The sequence below is a fragment of the Nocardioides sp. Z13_37 genome (genome assembly GCF_058355585.1).
The window spans coordinates 169,220-184,840 of the sequence record NZ_JBZGDV010000001.1 but is presented as its reverse complement, the minus strand read 5'-3'; the positions used below and the strand labels follow the sequence as shown (position 1 = coordinate 184,840).

Annotated in this window: 14 protein-coding genes and 1 tRNA gene; 9 read left to right on the top strand and 6 right to left on the bottom strand. The window is 71.3% G+C overall.

The annotated features are described in order from the left end of the window. Positions 1 to 11: 11 nt before the first annotated feature. Positions 12 to 87, bottom strand: a tRNA-Lys gene (locus tag AC4H2S_RS00910). A gap of 42 nt (positions 88 to 129) precedes the next feature. Between AC4H2S_RS00910 and AC4H2S_RS00905 the strand changes: the two genes are divergently transcribed. After that, entirely contained in the window at positions 130 to 1,716 is a 1,587-nt protein-coding gene (locus AC4H2S_RS00905; protein ID WP_491495075.1) for an NAD(P)/FAD-dependent oxidoreductase, read from the top strand. Next, a complete protein-coding gene (locus tag AC4H2S_RS00900; RefSeq protein ID WP_491495074.1) occupies positions 1,706 to 3,112 on the top strand; it encodes a cytochrome b in 1,407 nt (468 codons plus the stop codon). Before AC4H2S_RS00905 ends, AC4H2S_RS00900 begins: the two co-directional genes overlap by 11 nt. Before the next feature lie 62 nt (positions 3,113 to 3,174). Here the strand turns inward: AC4H2S_RS00900 and sigJ are convergent, their stop codons facing one another. Then, on the bottom strand, positions 3,175 to 4,113 hold the full coding sequence (sigJ, locus tag AC4H2S_RS00895) for an RNA polymerase sigma factor SigJ (RefSeq protein ID WP_491495073.1): 939 nt from the start codon (positions 4,111 to 4,113) through the stop codon (positions 3,175 to 3,177). Positions 4,114 to 4,260: 147 nt separating this feature from the next. On the opposite strand from sigJ, the gene AC4H2S_RS00890 reads away from it, so the two are divergent. Beyond that, a complete protein-coding gene (locus AC4H2S_RS00890) occupies positions 4,261 to 5,091 on the top strand; it encodes an NAD-dependent epimerase/dehydratase family protein (protein WP_491495072.1) in 831 nt (276 codons plus the stop codon). Between the two features lie 3 nt (positions 5,092 to 5,094). Here the strand turns inward: AC4H2S_RS00890 and AC4H2S_RS00885 are convergent, their stop codons facing one another. Together AC4H2S_RS00885 and AC4H2S_RS00880 are read right to left on the bottom strand one after the other, a co-directional pair. Next, the gene (locus tag AC4H2S_RS00885; protein ID WP_491495071.1) at positions 5,095 to 5,424 is read right to left on the bottom strand and encodes a hypothetical protein; all 330 of its coding nucleotides are present in this window, start codon (positions 5,422 to 5,424) and stop codon (positions 5,095 to 5,097) included. Positions 5,425 to 5,564: 140 nt separating this feature from the next. Further along, a complete protein-coding gene (locus tag AC4H2S_RS00880) occupies positions 5,565 to 7,214 on the bottom strand; it encodes an ABC-F family ATP-binding cassette domain-containing protein (RefSeq protein WP_491495070.1) in 1,650 nt (549 codons plus the stop codon). 424 nt (positions 7,215 to 7,638) lie between these two features. Between AC4H2S_RS00880 and AC4H2S_RS00875 the strand changes: the two genes are divergently transcribed. Further along, complete coding sequence (locus tag AC4H2S_RS00875) at positions 7,639 to 9,405, top strand: ABC transporter substrate-binding protein (RefSeq protein WP_491495069.1); 1,767 nt, start codon at positions 7,639 to 7,641, stop codon at positions 9,403 to 9,405. A gap of 54 nt (positions 9,406 to 9,459) precedes the next feature. Here the strand turns inward: AC4H2S_RS00875 and AC4H2S_RS00870 are convergent, their stop codons facing one another. Continuing rightward, positions 9,460 to 10,239 carry an aspartate/glutamate racemase family protein gene (locus AC4H2S_RS00870; RefSeq protein ID WP_491495068.1) on the bottom strand — a complete coding sequence of 260 codons (780 nt, stop codon included), beginning with the start codon at positions 10,237 to 10,239 and terminating at the stop codon, positions 9,460 to 9,462. Positions 10,240 to 10,339: 100 nt separating this feature from the next. Between AC4H2S_RS00870 and AC4H2S_RS00865 the strand changes: the two genes are divergently transcribed. Continuing rightward, on the top strand, positions 10,340 to 11,068 hold the full coding sequence (locus tag AC4H2S_RS00865) for a copper homeostasis protein CutC (protein WP_491495067.1): 729 nt from the start codon (positions 10,340 to 10,342) through the stop codon (positions 11,066 to 11,068). Here AC4H2S_RS00865 and AC4H2S_RS00860 read toward each other — a convergent pair. Beyond that, entirely contained in the window at positions 11,057 to 12,586 is a 1,530-nt protein-coding gene (locus AC4H2S_RS00860) for a M81 family metallopeptidase (protein ID WP_491495066.1), read from the bottom strand. The two genes, AC4H2S_RS00865 and AC4H2S_RS00860, sit on opposite strands and share 12 nt — an antisense overlap. Positions 12,587 to 12,868: 282 nt before the next feature. On the opposite strand from AC4H2S_RS00860, the gene AC4H2S_RS00855 reads away from it, so the two are divergent. The 4 genes from AC4H2S_RS00855 (at position 12,869) to pstS (ending at position 15,573) form a co-directional block, all read left to right on the top strand. Beyond that, positions 12,869 to 13,072 carry a cold-shock protein gene (locus AC4H2S_RS00855; protein ID WP_045548871.1) on the top strand — a complete coding sequence of 68 codons (204 nt, stop codon included), beginning with the start codon at positions 12,869 to 12,871 and terminating at the stop codon, positions 13,070 to 13,072. 196 nt (positions 13,073 to 13,268) lie between these two features. Next, positions 13,269 to 13,430 carry a hypothetical protein gene (locus AC4H2S_RS00850; RefSeq protein ID WP_191193355.1) on the top strand — a complete coding sequence of 54 codons (162 nt, stop codon included), beginning with the start codon at positions 13,269 to 13,271 and terminating at the stop codon, positions 13,428 to 13,430. Between the two features lie 27 nt (positions 13,431 to 13,457). Continuing rightward, positions 13,458 to 14,324, top strand: coding sequence for an NUDIX hydrolase (locus AC4H2S_RS00845; RefSeq protein ID WP_491495065.1), 867 nt, complete (start codon positions 13,458 to 13,460; stop codon positions 14,322 to 14,324). A gap of 118 nt (positions 14,325 to 14,442) precedes the next feature. Continuing rightward, entirely contained in the window at positions 14,443 to 15,573 is a 1,131-nt protein-coding gene (pstS, locus tag AC4H2S_RS00840) for a phosphate ABC transporter substrate-binding protein PstS (RefSeq protein WP_491495064.1), read from the top strand. Positions 15,574 to 15,621: the final 48 nt, after the last annotated feature.

Sequence of the window (15,621 nt, the reverse complement as noted above, 5' to 3'; positions counted from 1 at the left end):
TCAACGATTCCTGGTAGGCCCCGTCGGACTCGAACCGACAACCAACGGATTAAAAGTCCGCTGCTCTACCCATTGAGCTAGAGGCCCGGGACATGGGGACATCGGTCCGACCATTCCTCCGGACAACCCATGCTCCTGCGTTGGATCCTCTCAGAGACAGCCGGGGCACTGGGCGGCGCGCCGCCCCCATCTGGCCTGCCCCGGAATCTGCGCCCGGCCCGGACCAACACATCACATCCGGCCGCGCAGACGTGTCAGGTGTGCGAGACCCCGAACGGGATCCGACATCAGACAGCTCAGGAGGAGCACATGTCCGGTACTCCACGCATCCTCGTCGTCGGTGGCGGCTATGCCGGCTTCTATGCCGCCTGGCACCTCGAGAAGCGCCTCAAGAGGTCCGAGGCATCGGTCACGATCCTCGATCCGCGTCCGTACATGACCTACCAGCCCTTCCTGCCGGAGGTGGCTGCAGGCTCGATCGAGGCGCGGCACGCGGCAGTGTCGCTGCGCAGACACCTGCGACGAACCACCGTGCTGAGCGGGCGCGCGACGTCCATCGACCATGGCCGCAAGTCCGTGCACGCTCTGATGAACGACGGACGTGAGGTGGAGCTCTCCTACGACATCATCGTGGTCACGGCCGGGGCCGTCACCCGGACGCTTCCGGTGCCAGGCATCGCCGAGGCCGCGTTCGGCTTCAAGCACGTCGAAGAGGCAGTCGCGATCCGCGACGCGTTCCTCACCGCCCTCGACCGAGCCGCGAACCTGCCCGACGGTCCGGGACGCCGGAGGGCGTTGACCGTGACGTTCATCGGGGGTGGCTTCGCCGGCGTCGAAGGCTTCGGCGAGATGGTGAGCCTCTCGCGAGCAGCCCTCAAGAGGTACCCGGAGATCGCGCCGAGCGAGCTTCGGTTCCACCTGGTCGAGGCAAGCAACCGCATCCTGCCCGAGGTCTCATCGAAGACCGGGGCGTGGGTGGTGCGCTCGCTCGAGCGTCGCGGCGCCCGCGTGCACCTGAGCACGACCGTCACCACGGCTCAAGGAGGGGAGGTGGTCCTGTCCTCGGGCGAGCGCTTCGAGTCTGACCTGATCGTGTGGACCGCCGGGATCAGCGCCAACCCGATGGTCTCCACGAACACCGACCTGCCCGTCAACCAGCGCGGCCTGATCATCGTGCGCCCCGACCTTCGGGTCGGTACGGACGAGCACCCCGTGATCGACGCATGGGCGGCGGGCCGAGCGTGCGACGCGGCCCAGGCATGGGCGGCAGGAGACAACGCCGCCGTGCCGGACCTGGCACGTACGCCCGCGCCGCCGTACGCCTACACGGTCCCCAACGCGCAGCACGCCGTTCGCCAGGGCAAGCACCTCGCGCGCAACGTTGCCATGTCGCTGCGGGGCGCGGCGCCCCGGCCCTACCGGCACCGCAGCCTCGGGACCGTCGCGACGCTGGGTCTCGGGACGGGGGTGTTCGAGGCCGGGCCGGTGGTCGTCACGGGGCTTCTCGGATGGCTGATCCATCGCGGCTACCACGTCCTGGCCATCCCCACGTGGGAGCGCAAGGTGCGTGTCGCGTCGGTCTGGCTCGCCGCACTGTTCCTGGGGCGCGACATCGTGTCCCTGGCCTCGGTGCAGCGGCCTCGACACGAGTTCGTCAGCGGCGCCCGGGCGCAGCGTCCCGCGAGCTCGGATCGAGATGTCCGCGATGCTGCTTGAACGTTGGGCGACCCAGGTGCGTCAGAACGCCGTCACCAACCGCTGGTCGCACACCTTCGGGGTGATGTCCATGGCCGCGATGGTGGTCCTGCTGGTGACGGGCGCGTTCCTGACGCTCTTCTACGACCCGTCGGGCCCCCACGTCACCTACGACGGCAGCCACGAGCCACTGACCGGCGTCGAGGTGTCGCCGGCCTACGCCTCGACGCTGCACCTCAGCCTCGAGGTGCGCGGCGGGTTGCTCGCCCGGCAGGCGCACCACTGGGCTGCACTCGTGCTTCCTGCCTCCCTGATGTTGCAGCTGCTCAGCACGTTCTTCTCCGGCGCGTTCCGCAAGCCGCGCCGAGGGATGTGGCTGCTGCTCTTCGGGACCTTCGTGCTCGCGCTCGTAGCGGGGTGGAGCGGCTACGCGATGCCGGACGACACCCTGTCCGGCACTGGCCTGCGGATCATGCACGGCATGCTCGTGGGCATCCCGGTCATCGGCGCTCCGCTCACGTTCCTCCTCTTCGGGGGTGAGTTCCCCGGGCGCATCCTGGAGGTCCTCCACCCGCTGCATGTGCTCGTCGTCCCCGTGCTCCTGGTCGCCGTCGTGGCGCTGCGGTTGCGACTGGCGCTGGTTCGCGGGCCGATGCGCGACGCGCCTCGACGAGGCACCAGCGGTGACGGGCGTGGATCCAGCGTCCGCACGGCGATCGCGCGCTCCGGCGGCTTGTTCCTCATCTCGGTCGCGGTGCTCGTGCTCATGGGCGGAACCCTGGCGATCAGCCCCATCTGGCGTTACGGGCCTGCGAACCCCGCGACCGCCTCCAACGGCAGCCAGCCCGACTGGTACCTCGCATTCCTCGACGGCGCGCTGCGGCTGGTGCCACCGGGGTGGGAGCTCGTGCGCTGGGGCCGGACGTGGCCGCTCGCGCTGCTCGTCCCCATCGCCGTCGTCAGCGCCTTCATGGTGCTCGTCGCCGTCGTGCCGTTCCTCGAGAGCAGGCTCTCCCCGCGTGGCGAGGAGCACCACGTCCTGGAACGCGCCCGCGAACACCCGGCACGGACCGGCGCTGGCGCGGCCGGCGCGGTCTTCTACGGCGTGCTGCTCGTCGCGGGAGGCGTCGACGTCATCGCCAGCCAGTTCCACCTCTCCTTCGAGAACCTCATCCACTTCCTCAGGGTGGCGATCGTCGCGGGCCCGGTCCTGGCCTTCGTCGTGGCACGCGCGGTGTGCATCGGCCTCCAGGACCGGGACTGTGCGGCGGAGGTGGCCGGCTTCGAGACCGGGGTGATCGTGCGGGCGCCGGACGGTGGCTACGTCGAGCTCCACGCGCCCCTCCGGTCCGCACCGCCTCAGTCCTCCGGCCGGGCCATCGAGCACGTGCACGCGAGGGAGGACAGCGCGGCGTAGGCACCGAGTCCGTACGACACGCCAAGACCTCCGGGGCTCCCCCCGGAGGTCTTGACGTCGGCTCAGTTCCAGAGCGTCAGCTTGTGCGGGTTCCTGACGTTGCGGATCTCCGAGATGAGGCCGTCCACGACCTCGAGGGTGATCACCGCGATGACCCGTCCCTCGTCCCACAGCGCCAGGCCGAGGCCATCGGGTGTGTCCTGCTCTCGGAGGCTCGCGTCCGGGTGCTTCTTCCCGAGCACGTTCATGAGGAAGCTCGCGACCCGGTGTGCTCCCGTCACGGGCTTGCGCGCGGCGATCACGACACCGCCTCCGTCGGACCTGCAGGTGACCTCCGGGTCCAGCACGGCGATCAGTCCGGCGAGGTCCCCGTTGCGAGCGGCTGCGGAGAAGGCCGTCACCACCTGGTCGTGCTCCGCGCGGGACACCTGGCGTTCGCGCCCGGCCTGCACCCGCCGGCGGGCCGAGGTGGCGAGCTGTCGGCAGGCGGCAGGCGTCCGGCCCACGATGTCGGCGATCTCGTTGAACGGCATCGCGAAGATGTCGTGCAGCACGAACGACACACGTTCTGCTGGGGTCATGGACTCGAGGACGATGAGCAGCGCCGTGCTGACGGTGTCGTCCAGCGTGACCTGCTCGAGCGGGTTGACGGCCGGCACCGACAGCGCGCCCGCCGCGTGGGCCGGTATCGGCTCCGGCAGCCACGGCCCGACGTAGGTCTCGCGCCTCCACCGTGCGGAGCTGAGGACGTTGAGGCAGATGCGGCTGGCGACGCGGGTCAGCCAGGCGGCGGGCACCTCGATGGCGTCCCGCTCCTCCTGGCTCAGCCGGTACCAGCGGATGTAGGTCTCCTGGACCGCGTCCTCGGCTTCGGCCATCGTCCCGAGCATCCGGAACCCCAGCGAGATGAGGTGCCGCCTCTCGGTCAGCACGTCCTCGCCCGGCTCAGTCGCGTCCACTCGTGCCATCTCGGGGCCCGCGTCGTCTGTCGTGTCGTCCACCGGTCCACCTCCTGTGATCTCGACCGGGTGCGGCGCTCATGTGTGAGGTGGCCCCTCACAGTCCCACTGCCTGACAGGTCATAGGGGTGAGCACCGCACACACACCGCGGCCGCCGTCGTGGGCGATGGCGCCGAGAACGGAGACCCATGCGCATCTTCCTCGCTGGCGGCACCGGAGTCATCGGTAGACGCCTCGTCCCCGCACTGATCGCCGAGGGACACGAGGTCACGGCCACGACTCGACGGAGCGAGAACGTCGACCGGATCAACCGCGCGGGCGGGACGGGGGTGGTGGTCGACGTCTACGACGAGGAGCGCCTCACCGACCTGGTGTGCGGTGCCGCGCCTGACCTGGTCATGCACCAGTTGTCCGACCTACGACACTTCGACACCGAGGCCACGGCGCGCATCAGGAGAGTCGGCACGAGGAACCTCGTGTCCGCTGCCGAGCAGGCCGGTGTCGGTCGGATGGTGGTGCAGAGCATCGCGTGGGCCTACGAGGACGGCGACGGGCCAGCCCGCGAGGACGACCCGATCGAGGAAGGGTCGGCCGTGGCGGCGATGGAGAGCCTCGTGGGACGGCTGGCTGCGTCGACGGTCCTGCGCTACGGCTGGTGGTACGGCCCGGGCACCTGGTACGCCGAGGGAGGCCGGGTCGCGGATGCGGTGAGGTACGGCGTCCTCCCGATGACCCGCACCGTCAACTCGTTCGTGCATCTCGACGACGCCGTCTCCGCCGCAGTCCTGGCGCTCGACTGGCCCGAGGGTGCCTACAACATCGTCGATGACGAGCCTGCGCCGGCAACCGACTGGCTGCCCACCTACGCGAAGGCGATCTGCGCACCCCCGCCGATGGTGCGCACCGACAGCCTCCCGAGCGGACGCGGCGCGTCGAACGCCAAGGCGAGGGCCGCGGGTTGGAGGCCGAGCCACCCCACGTGGAGGTCTGGCTTCTCGGCGGGCGGGCTGCGGGGCTAGGGGTCATCGCTCCCAGGGGATGACCGTCCAGATCGGCGCGAGATCGAGGTGCCAGTCGAGCAGATCCTCGGGAGTGAGGGGCGGCGCGGGCGGGGCGATGTCGTCGGCCGGCAACGCGGGCTCGCTCAGGCGCAGCGGCTCGATCCCCACGAACAGCAGCTGCGTGACGAGCTCTCCGGTGATCCGCCGCGCGGCGGGCAGCTCGCACGACGGACACGAGTACAGGAGCTCGGCCTCGGCACGCGGAGTGACGTCCATGCGCAGGACCGCCGACGCCATGTCGACGGAGACCTCCGTGTTGCACCGCGTGCAGGTCGTGATCACCTCGATCATGACAACCTCCTCCGCTGTCGGGATGTGCATCTCCGACCGAGCAGCACCCCGACGTGTGAGGGGCAGCCCAGCGCGGCCGATGGGAAACGCCGCACGGCATCCGGGTGGTTCGCGGGCCGTCCGAGACCGCCGCCGGGTCGTCACAGCCGCAGCTGCGGCCACGAGGCCAGGTCCTGGAGCAGCCGGCGGTCGTGGGTGGCGACCACGACCGCGGACGCGGTCTCCTGCAGTGCACCGGTCAGGTCGTCGACGAGCGCGGCGGACAGGTGGTTGGTGGGCTCGTCGAGGAGCAGGAGGTCCGGTCGCTCGGCCAGGCAGAGTGCGAGGTGCAGCCGGCGCTGCTGCCCCTGGGACATCCTTCCCACCGGGAGGTGGAGGGCGCGGGACTCGAGCAGTCCCGTGCCGGTCAGCGACGGGGGCGGTTCCGAGGGTCCGAGCCCGCCTCGGGCCATCAGCGCCTCGACGTGGCGGCGGTGGACCTCGTGGGCGGTGAGGTCGTCCGGCCAGTCGGGCACCTCCTGGGAGAGCAACACCACCCGTGCGGTCGGGTGCCGGTGGAGGTGTCCACCGCTCGGCGCCATCCCTCCCGCGAGCACGTGGAGCAACGTGGACTTGCCGGCGCCGTTCTCGCCCGTCACGACCAGCCGGTCGCCTCCGTCGATGCGGACGTCGACGGCCGTGGTCAGTCGCGCCGACACCGTGATGCGGTCGGCGGTGAGGATCGGCGTCCCGGGTCGGGTGTGGGACGTCGGCCATCGCAGCGCCAACGGGGGCTCGGGGACGGTGATGCGGTGTTGCTCGAGAGCCTCCTGGCGTCGGTTGAACGACTGGACGACCCCGGCCGCGCGGGTAGCGCGCTGATGCCTGCCGTGCCCCTTGTCCGGTCGCCAGCCCGACTGCAGGCGCCCCCGGGCGTCCTCGGCGGCCTGGGCGAGCTGGGCGCGTTCGGCCTGCTGGTCGGCATGCTCCTGCTCCCAGCGCGCCCGGTCGCGCCGACGTCCGTCCTTCCAGGCGTCGTAGCCACCGGCGTACTGCCGGGGGCGGCCGTCGGCGGTGGGGTCCAGGTCCAGGAACGTGGTGGCGACCTCACGCAGCAGCACCCGGTCGTGGGTGACCACCGCGATCCCGCCCGGATGGCCGCGCAGCTGCTCGGTGAGGAAGCGAAGGCCGTCGGCATCGAGGTGGTTGGTGGGCTCGTCCAGCAGCAGCAGGTCGGGTCGGGCCCCGATGACGCACGCCAGACGCACCCGGTAGCGCTGCCCGACCGACAGCGTCGCCAACGCACGCTCCCGCTCCGTGCAGGCGTCGAGGCCCGCCAGGGCCAGGTCGACCCGCCGGTCGGCGTCCCAGGCATCGAGGCGCGTGGCCGTGTCCAGGGCCGTCACGTAGTCGTCCTCCGCACCCGGCCGGTCCTCGGCGAGCGCCGTCGTGGCGACGTCGAGGCGATCCAGCGCACGGAGGGAGTCGCCGATGGCATCCCGGATGAGCGAGCCGACGGTCTCCCCGCGCCGGAACGGCATGTGCTGCTCCGCAAGGCCCAGCGTTCCGACGCGACTGACCGTGCCGCGGTCAGGTGTGGTCAGGCCGGCCATCACGTGGAGCAGGGTGGTCTTGCCCCGCCCGTTCTCACCCACGATGGCCAGCCGTGACCCGGTCGAGACCACTGCCTCCACACCGGACAGGACCTGACGGTCACCGAGGGTGACCGAGATGTCCTGCACGCGGAGATGGGCCGCGGAACCTGCTGAGAGGTGGTGTGCTCCGACAGTCTGCTGGTGGTTGTTGGACATGCTGCTCTCCTCGACTCGTCACTGAGCCGGGCAGCACGACGAGGCCGCCCGGCGATTGCCAGGGACGGCGAGCAGAGAAACGAATGAAGGACTCCGCCGCCGTCAGCGACGAGTCCGCAGCCTCATGGAGGCGGTGCCTGGGAACATGCCCGGAGCCTAGGGGGCACACGCGCAGCCGCACCACGGCTTTTCGGGGTCGAGCCAGCTCCGATGAGTCGTCAGGGGGCGCGGTCGCGGTCCGCGTCGGCCGCGCGCCGGGCGCGGTAGGCGGTGCGGGGCGCCGTGACCGCTCCGTTACCGACCCGGCCCAACGGTCACCGTTTCGTGACGATCGCGGCCGCCGTGAGCGGACCTTCCCCGCCTAGCGTCCACGAGAGGGCCGAGGACACTTCCCGGCCAACTCGAGGACGAAAGGCTGGACAGGATGAAGCGGAACAAGCCGCTCGCGCTCGTTGCCGGTGCTGCCCTACTGACGCTCGCCGCCTGCGGTGGCGGGTCGTCGGACGACGACTCCGAGTCGGGGTCCGAGAGGGACTTCGGAGGGCAGGAAGGAGGGACGAAGGACGCCGAGCGCCAGGGACCGGCTCCCGACGTCGAGGGGGCCGTGGCCGGCGGGACCATCACGGTCTACCTGCCGGGCGACCCAGGACCGGACTCGCTCGACCCCACGGGCGGGTGGTCGGTGACCGGCAACTCCATCGAGCAGGCGCTCACGAGCCGCTCGCTGACCCAGTACATCCGTGACGAGAACGGCCAGCCGGTGCTGGTCCCCGACCTCGCCACCGACCTGGGCACCCCCAACGACGACTACACGGAGTGGACCTTCACCATCCGTGACGACGCGACGTGGGAGGACGGCAAGCCCGTCACGGCCGAGGAGGTCGCGTTCGGCATCTGCCGCTCGCTCGACTCCGAGGCGTTCCCGTCGGGTCCGGGCACGGAGTACTCCAAGACCTACTTCGCGGGGGCCGAGGACTATGCAGGCCCGTACACCGCCAAGGACCCCACGTGCGAGAAGTGGGACGGCATCGCGGTCGACGGCCAGGACATCACCATCTCGATGTCCACGCCCTTCCCGGACATGGACTACTGGGGCGCGTTCATGGCGATGGGCCCGGCCCCGCTGGGCAACGCCTCCGAGCCGCCGAACTACGGCACCAAGCCGCTGTCCAACGGCCCCTACAAGGTCGAGAGCTTCAAGCCCAACGAGGAGCTCGTCCTGGTCAAGAACGACCAGTGGTCCGCTGACTCCGACCCGGGTCGTCACCAGTATGCCGACGAGTTCGTGTTCAAGTTCAACCAGGACCAGGCCAAGGTCGACGAGATCATGCTCTCCGACAACGCCGACAGCCAGACGGCCGTGTCCACGGCACTGGGCTCGGACAAGTACAACGACGCCAACAGCCAGCTCGGTGACCGCCTGGTCCAGCAGAGCTCGCAGTGCGTCTCCGCGCTGACCCCGGACTACAACAAGATCCCCGAGATCGAGGTGCGCAAGGCCCTGGCCTACGCCTACCCCTACGAGGACGTCTGGATCGCGAGCGGCGAGGTCCCCGGTGTCACCCGTATCCCCGCCAACTCCCTCATGCCGCCCGGCATGGCCGGCAAGAAGGACTTCCAGGTCGACGGTGAGCAGATCACCTACGACCCGGAGAAGTCCAAGGCCCTCCTGGAGGAGGCCGGTGTCGAGACCCCGTACCCGATCACGATGGTCTACTACGAGGTCGACCCGCTGGCGAAGGCGGCGCAGGACCAGATCACCAAGGGCTTCGAGGCCGCCGGCTTCTCGGTCAAGGCGATCCCGGTGCAGGAGTCGCCCTACAACATCTGGCTCGACCCCGACAACAAGGTCAACAAGCAGCTCAACTTCCGTGGCGTCAACTGGTGCTCGGACTGGCCGTCCGGGTCGACGGTCGTGCCCTCGCTCGCCCGCACCGGTGCGGTCTACAACACCGCCTACTTCTCCGTGGAGTCGGTGGACGACGAGATGGACCGCATCAACACCCTGCCGCTCGACGAGCAGGCTGCTGCCTGGGGGGACCTGGACGAGAAGATCATGACGGACTACTTCCCGATCATCCCGACCGCCTACCGCAACGACCTGTTCGTGTTCGGCACCAAGGTCGGCAACCCGACGGGCGATGGCTCGATCGGTGCGCCGAACTACAAGGACCTGTACGTCATGCAGTGACCACCACGCACACGGATGGGGGTTCCCGGTCTCCGGGAGCCCCCATCGCGCATGTCAGCGCACGTCAGCGCGTGGCGCCGGGATGTCGCGGACGGAGCTCCTCGGCGCCGGCGGGCACGGGCCGCCGCGCCACTGCGGCAGCGGCGCGGCGCCGGTCGCCACGGCGGTGGCGGCGTCGGCCAGCAGCCGGGTCGTGTCGAGCAGCGGCAGCGGGGAGACGGAGGGCGTGACCAGCGCCCCCAGCTCCGCGCAGCCCAGGACCACCGCCTGGCAGCGCTGCCGCTGGAGGCCGTCGATGAGCTCGAGCACGACGTCGCGCGAGCGCAGCGAGGCCCTCCCGTGCACGAGCTCGTCGAAGACGATGGAGTGCAGGGTCGTCTGGTCCGGCAACGCGAGCGGCACGGCGGCGATGCCCATCGGCTCGAGCTCGTCGGCGTAGCGGCGCCACTCCAGCGTCCAGCGGGTGCCGAGCACACCGACCCTGGCGAACCCGTCTCGCTGCGCCTCGGCGGCGACCACCGAGGCCGCGTGCAGTCCCGGCAGGGCGAGGTCGGCGCCCGGCTCGTCGAGCGGGACGTACGCCGTGTCGTCGGGGCAGACGAAGAAGTGGGCGCCCGCCTCCCGCAGCCGGGTGGCGCCGAGCGCGAGCTGGGTGCGCACGGTGTCGGGGTCGTTGCGCTGCCACACGTCGGCGCTGCCCGCCAGCGGCTGCCAGACGAGGCTGAGCTCCGGCTGCTGGTGGCCGCCGGGGTGCGAGGCGCTGGCCTCGTCGACCCGGCGCAGCAGCTCGGCGGCGCTCTGCAGGCGCGGGGCGAGGACACCTATGTGGAACACGGCTCCCCCTTCTCGCCCGGGCACACCCCGGACGACCATCATTGCTCGGATCGCTGCGGTCCGACTGGGACGGACGTCCGGAGCCGCCTACCGTGACCCCGTGGACACCCTCGTCGAGATCTGCCTGGAGGACGTCGGCGGCGCCGGGATCGCGGCCGCGGCGGGTGCGGACGCCGTGGAGGTGTGCGCCGGGCTCGCCGACGGCGGCACGACGCCGACGCTGGGCTTCGTCCGGCACTGCGCCGCGGCCGCCGCCGGGCTGGACGTGCGGGTGCTGGTGCGCGCGCGGCCCGGCGACTTCGTCCACTCCGCGGCGGAGGTCGACGTGATGGTGGCCGACATCGAGGCCATCCGCGCCGCGCTCGGGGAGTCGGCGCGCCTCGGGTTCGTCCTCGGCACGCTGGAGCCCGACGGCACCGTCGCCGTCGATGCCGTACGCCGCCTCGTCGCTGCGTGCGGGGACGCGCCGGTCACCTTCCACAAGGCCTTCGACTCGGTGCCGGACCGGCTGTCCGCGCTGGCGTTGCTCGCCGACCTTGGCATCACCCGGGTGCTCACGGCGGGCGGCCCCGGTCCCGCGCTCGGCCACCTGCCGGAGCTCGCCGAGCTGGTCACGCGGGGCGGCGACGAGGTCCGTGTCGCCGTCGGCGGTGGCGTGCGCCCGGACAACGTGGCCCGCGTCGTCGCCGAGACCGGCGCCCGCGAGGTGCACCTGCGCGCGCCCGGACCGGTGGCCCCGGCCGGGGTGAGCGCCGGCTACGACGACGGTCGTCGCAGCACGACGAGCGGCGAGGTGGTGGCGGCGGTGCTGGCGGCCCTAGGCCGCTGACCCGGTGTCGCCGGGGAACAGCTCGGCCCCCGCGAGGGGGTCGACGTCCGAGACGTCGTCGAGGGGGAACATCGGGCGCCGGACCCGCCGGTGGCCGAGCCGCACGAGGTCCTGGTCGACCCCGCCCGGGGTGAGCGCGAGCATCCAGTCGGCGGCCAGGTCGAACAGCTCCGGCTCGAGGTAGCCGATCTTGACCACCACGATGTCGGCGCCGCGGGGGTCGAGGCCGAGCCGGGTGAAGTCGGACTCGAGGTGGTAGGGCCGGCGCCGGCGGGTCACGACGACGTCGACCGCCGGGGTGCGCACGACGGCCTCGAGGTTGTCGTCGGACGGCACGACCGCGACCACCCGTCCCGACACCTCCACGGGCGGCTCGGGTCGCGCGTCGACCCGCGCGCCCAGCGTGAGGCGTACGTCGGCCCCGACGCCCGCCTCCGCTGCCGCCAGCGCACCGGCTGCGTCGGGGATGGAGGCGTAGATGGCGCGCTTGCCGCTCGCGAGCAGCTCCTCGCTCTCGAGCAGCCGGGCGAGCGTCCAGGTGACGTCGCCCGCGCCACCCGCGGTCGGGTTGTCGCCCGAGTCGGAGATGACGTAGGGCGCCTCGGGGGACGCGATCGCGGCCGCCAGCACCTCGGCCAGCGTGCCGGTGGGGGCGACGAAGCCGAACTCCTCGCGCCGGGCCCACAGCTCGCTCGCGAGAGCGCGCGCCTGGGCCATCGCCAGGTCGGCGTCGTCGCCCACCACCATGACGACCGCGCCGTTACGCGGCTCGTCGGCCCACGGATAGCCGATCCAGATGCCGGCGTCGAGGATCCCGTCGAGCGCCTCGATCTCGGGAACGCGCGCGTAGAGGCTGGTCGCCGGCTCCTGGCGGGTGCTGGTCATCTCGCCCGGCAGCAGGATGGGCACGGGCACCCACGCCTTCGCCGGGCGACGGCGTCCCGGCGGCAGCGCGAGGCGGTCGAGGAGGTTGCGCGCCGCCCGCTCCTTGGTCTCCTGCCAGTCGACGTGGGGTGCGGTGCGGTAGGTCGTCAGCAGGTCGACGGTCTCGGCGAGGGTGCGCGAGACGTTGCCGTGCAGGTCCATCCCGCTGCTGATGAGGCAGTCGGGGCCGACCACGGCCCGCACCGCCACGGCGAGGTCGCCCTCCATGTCGTCGAGGCCGACCCCGCTCGCGGCGCCGTGGATGTCGAGGACGACGCCGTCGAGGGGGGCCTCGGCCACCGCAGCGACGAGCCCGGCGAGGATCTCGGCCTTGAGCCCGGCGTAGTCATCGGCCGGGATCGCGCCACCCGCGATGCTGCGGGCCTGCAGGATGCCGAGCCACTCCGCCCGGTCGGCGAGCGTGCCGCCGGCCCGCCAGAACGGCCAGGCGTCGAGCACCTCGCGGCCCCGCCGGGGAGCGAGCATCGCGGCCGTGGTGAGAGCGGGGGAGAAGGTGGACGCCTCGAGGCTGATGCCGCAGACGGCCACGCGCGGGAGGTCGGTGAGGTCCGCGAGGACCGCGTCGGTGGTCACGTCGCGATGGTGTCAGGGCCCGGCGGGAGGCCGGTCGGCAGGCCCGTTGACGGCACGTTCGTGAACAGGTCCTTTTGGGCGGTGACGTCGCGGGATTTCTTGGTAGTGTCTGCCGTGCAACAGGTGCAAGTTCCAGCAGGTTGACGCCCGCGGAGTTTGTGATCCAACGGCGTTTCCTCTTCGGGCCCTTCCAGCTTGTAAGTCGGAGCGACGTGTCACCGCACTTGCTGCGGGGCCGTCGAAGTGACGGCTTCTCGTTCCGATAACAGGAGTACCGAGCACATGGCTCAAGGCACCGTGAAGTGGTTCAACGCCGAGAAGGGTTTCGGCTTCATCGCGCAGGAGGACGGCGGCGACGACGTCTTCGTGCACTACTCGGCCATCCAGACCAACGGCTACAAGTCGCTGGACGAGAACCAGAAGGTCGAGTTCGACGTCACCCAGGGCCCCAAGGGCCCCCAGGCGGAGAACGTCCGTCCGCTCTGATCGGCTGACGCTGGACCTGTTCCAGATCTGATCCGACTCTGGCCCCTCCCCCTTAGCGGGGTGGGGTCAGAGTCGATTTGCAGGCAGACTTGACACATTCGGGTCATGTGCGGCGTCCGGGAGTCCGCCACACTTGTCCCGAACGCTTAGGCTCGAACCAGCCCGAAGTGCCGTCAGGGAGTCAGGAGGGTGGCGGATGCACGACCAGTTCGACGTGACCCTCGAGGACGGTGACCTCCTCGGCGAGGTCGAGCTCACGACCACGCTGATCATCGCTGCCAGCGAGTCCGACGACCACCTGTCGCAGGAGGAGATCGACCGCCTCCTCGGGGTCACCCCCCGCAAGCCGCAGGACTGACGTCCTCGGCGGTGTGAGACTAGGGGCATGGAGCCCCGCGACGTGCGCGCTGCCGGAGCCGTGGTGACCCGCAAGGGTGGTGAGGTCCTGCTGGTGCACCGTCCGAAGTACGACGACTGGTCCTTTCCCAAGGGCAAGCTCGACCCTGGCGAGCACGCCGTCACCGCCGCCGTGCGCGAGGTGGCCGAGGAGACCGGCCTCGATGTGTGCCTCGGGCCCCCGCTGACCCGGCAGCGCTACCGGATGTCCAACGGCCGGTGGAAGTCGGTCGACTACTGGACCGCCCGCGCGGTGGGGAGCGACGACGTCGCCGGCTACCGCGCCAACGACGAGATCGACGCCGTGGAGTGGGTGGACCGGCAGGCCGCCCGCGACCGGCTGACCCACCCCTACGACCGCGACACCCTCGACGAGGCGGGACCGCAGCGGCGCCGCACCCGCGCCCTGGTCGTGCTGCGCCACGGCAAGGCCCGCGCGCGCGGCGGGTGGACGCGGGACGACCGGCTCCGCCCGCTCGTCCAGCTCGGCGAGTCCCAGGCGCAGCGGCTCGTGCCGCTGCTGGCCGCGTTCGGGGTGACGGCCGTCCACACCTCCTCCAGCACCCGCTGCGTGCAGACGGTGACGCCGTACGCCGACGTGGCCGGCTGCTCCGTCGGGCTCCACGACGAGCTGAGCGAGGAGGACGCCACGACCGAGGCCGTCGTGGACCTCGTCGACGCGCTCCTCGACGACGACCTCGACGGCGGGGGCGCCGTGCTCTGCACGCACCGGCCGGTGCTCCCGACCGTGCTCGACGCCCTTGAGGTGCGCGACGTCAGGCTCGAGCCCGGCGCGATGCTGGTGGCCCACCACCGCAAGGGCCGGGTGGTGGCGTCACAGCTCGTGCAGCCCTGACGCCAACCGGTCCGGCCGAGTTCACCGCGCGTTCACCGACGGCGAGGTGGTCGTTCTCCTGCGCTGCCTACCTTCTGGGTCGTCAGCACCCCTCAGACCTCCCTCAGGAGCGACCGAAGTGAATCGCACTTCCTTCCGCACGCTGCTCGCCCCGAGCATCGCCGTGCTCACCCTCTCCCTCTCCCTGACCGCCTGCGGAGGCGGCAACTCCGCCGACGAGGCGGCCGCCGCCACCGGCGGCTCGGGGGACGGCGACGTCGCGGACCTCTCCGGCGACCTCGCCATCGGCGGGGCCTCCTCGCAGGAGTCCGCGCAGAACGCCTGGATGGTCGGCTTCAGCGAGGTCGCGCCGGGCGTGACCGTGTCGTACGACCCCGTCGGCTCCGGCGGCGGCCGGGAGAACTTCATCTCCGGCGGCTTCCCGACCGCGGGCACCGACTCCTACCTCGACGACGAGGAGGGCGAGCTCAGCGCCGCGACCGAGATCTGCGGCTCGGAGCCCATCACGATCCCCAACTACGTCTCCCCGATCGCGGTCGTCTACCACCTCGAGGGCGTCGACGAGCTCAACCTCTCGCCGGCGACGCTGGCGGGCATCTTCGCCGGCGACATCACCCGCTGGGACGACGAGGCGATCGTCGCGGACAACCCGGACGCCGACCTGCCGAGCGAGGACATCACCCCCGTCCACCGCTCCGACGAGTCGGGCACGACCGGCAACTTCACCCACTACCTCTCCACCGTGGCCGGCGACGCGTGGTCGTACGGCGAGGTCGAGCAGTGGCCCAACGAGGCCGGCGGCGAGGGCGGCAAGGGCACCTCCGGCGTCGTCCAGGTCGTCACCGACGCCCCCAACACGATCGGCTACGCCGACGCCAGCCAGGCCGGCGGCCTCGGCCAGGCCCGCATCGGTGTCGGCGGGGAGTTCGTCGCCCCGAGCGCCGACGCGGCCGCCAAGATCTTCGAGGTCTCGCCCCGCGTCGACGAGGACTCGGCGGTCAACATGGCCTACGAGCTCGACTACACGACCGAGGAGGCCGGGGTCTACCCGATCGTCCTGACGTCCTACATGGTCGCCTGCGAGTCCTACGACGACGAGGCCACCGCGGCCAACGTCAAGGGCTACCTCACCTACATCCTCAGCGACGAGGGCCAGGAGATCGGTCAGAGCGAGGCCGGCTCGGCACCGCTCACCGACAAGGTCATCTCCGAGGCGCAGGCCATCGTCGACACCATCTCGGCCGGCTGAGCATCCACCAGCACCGCGGCGGGGGTCGGGCCCACGAGGCCCGGCCCC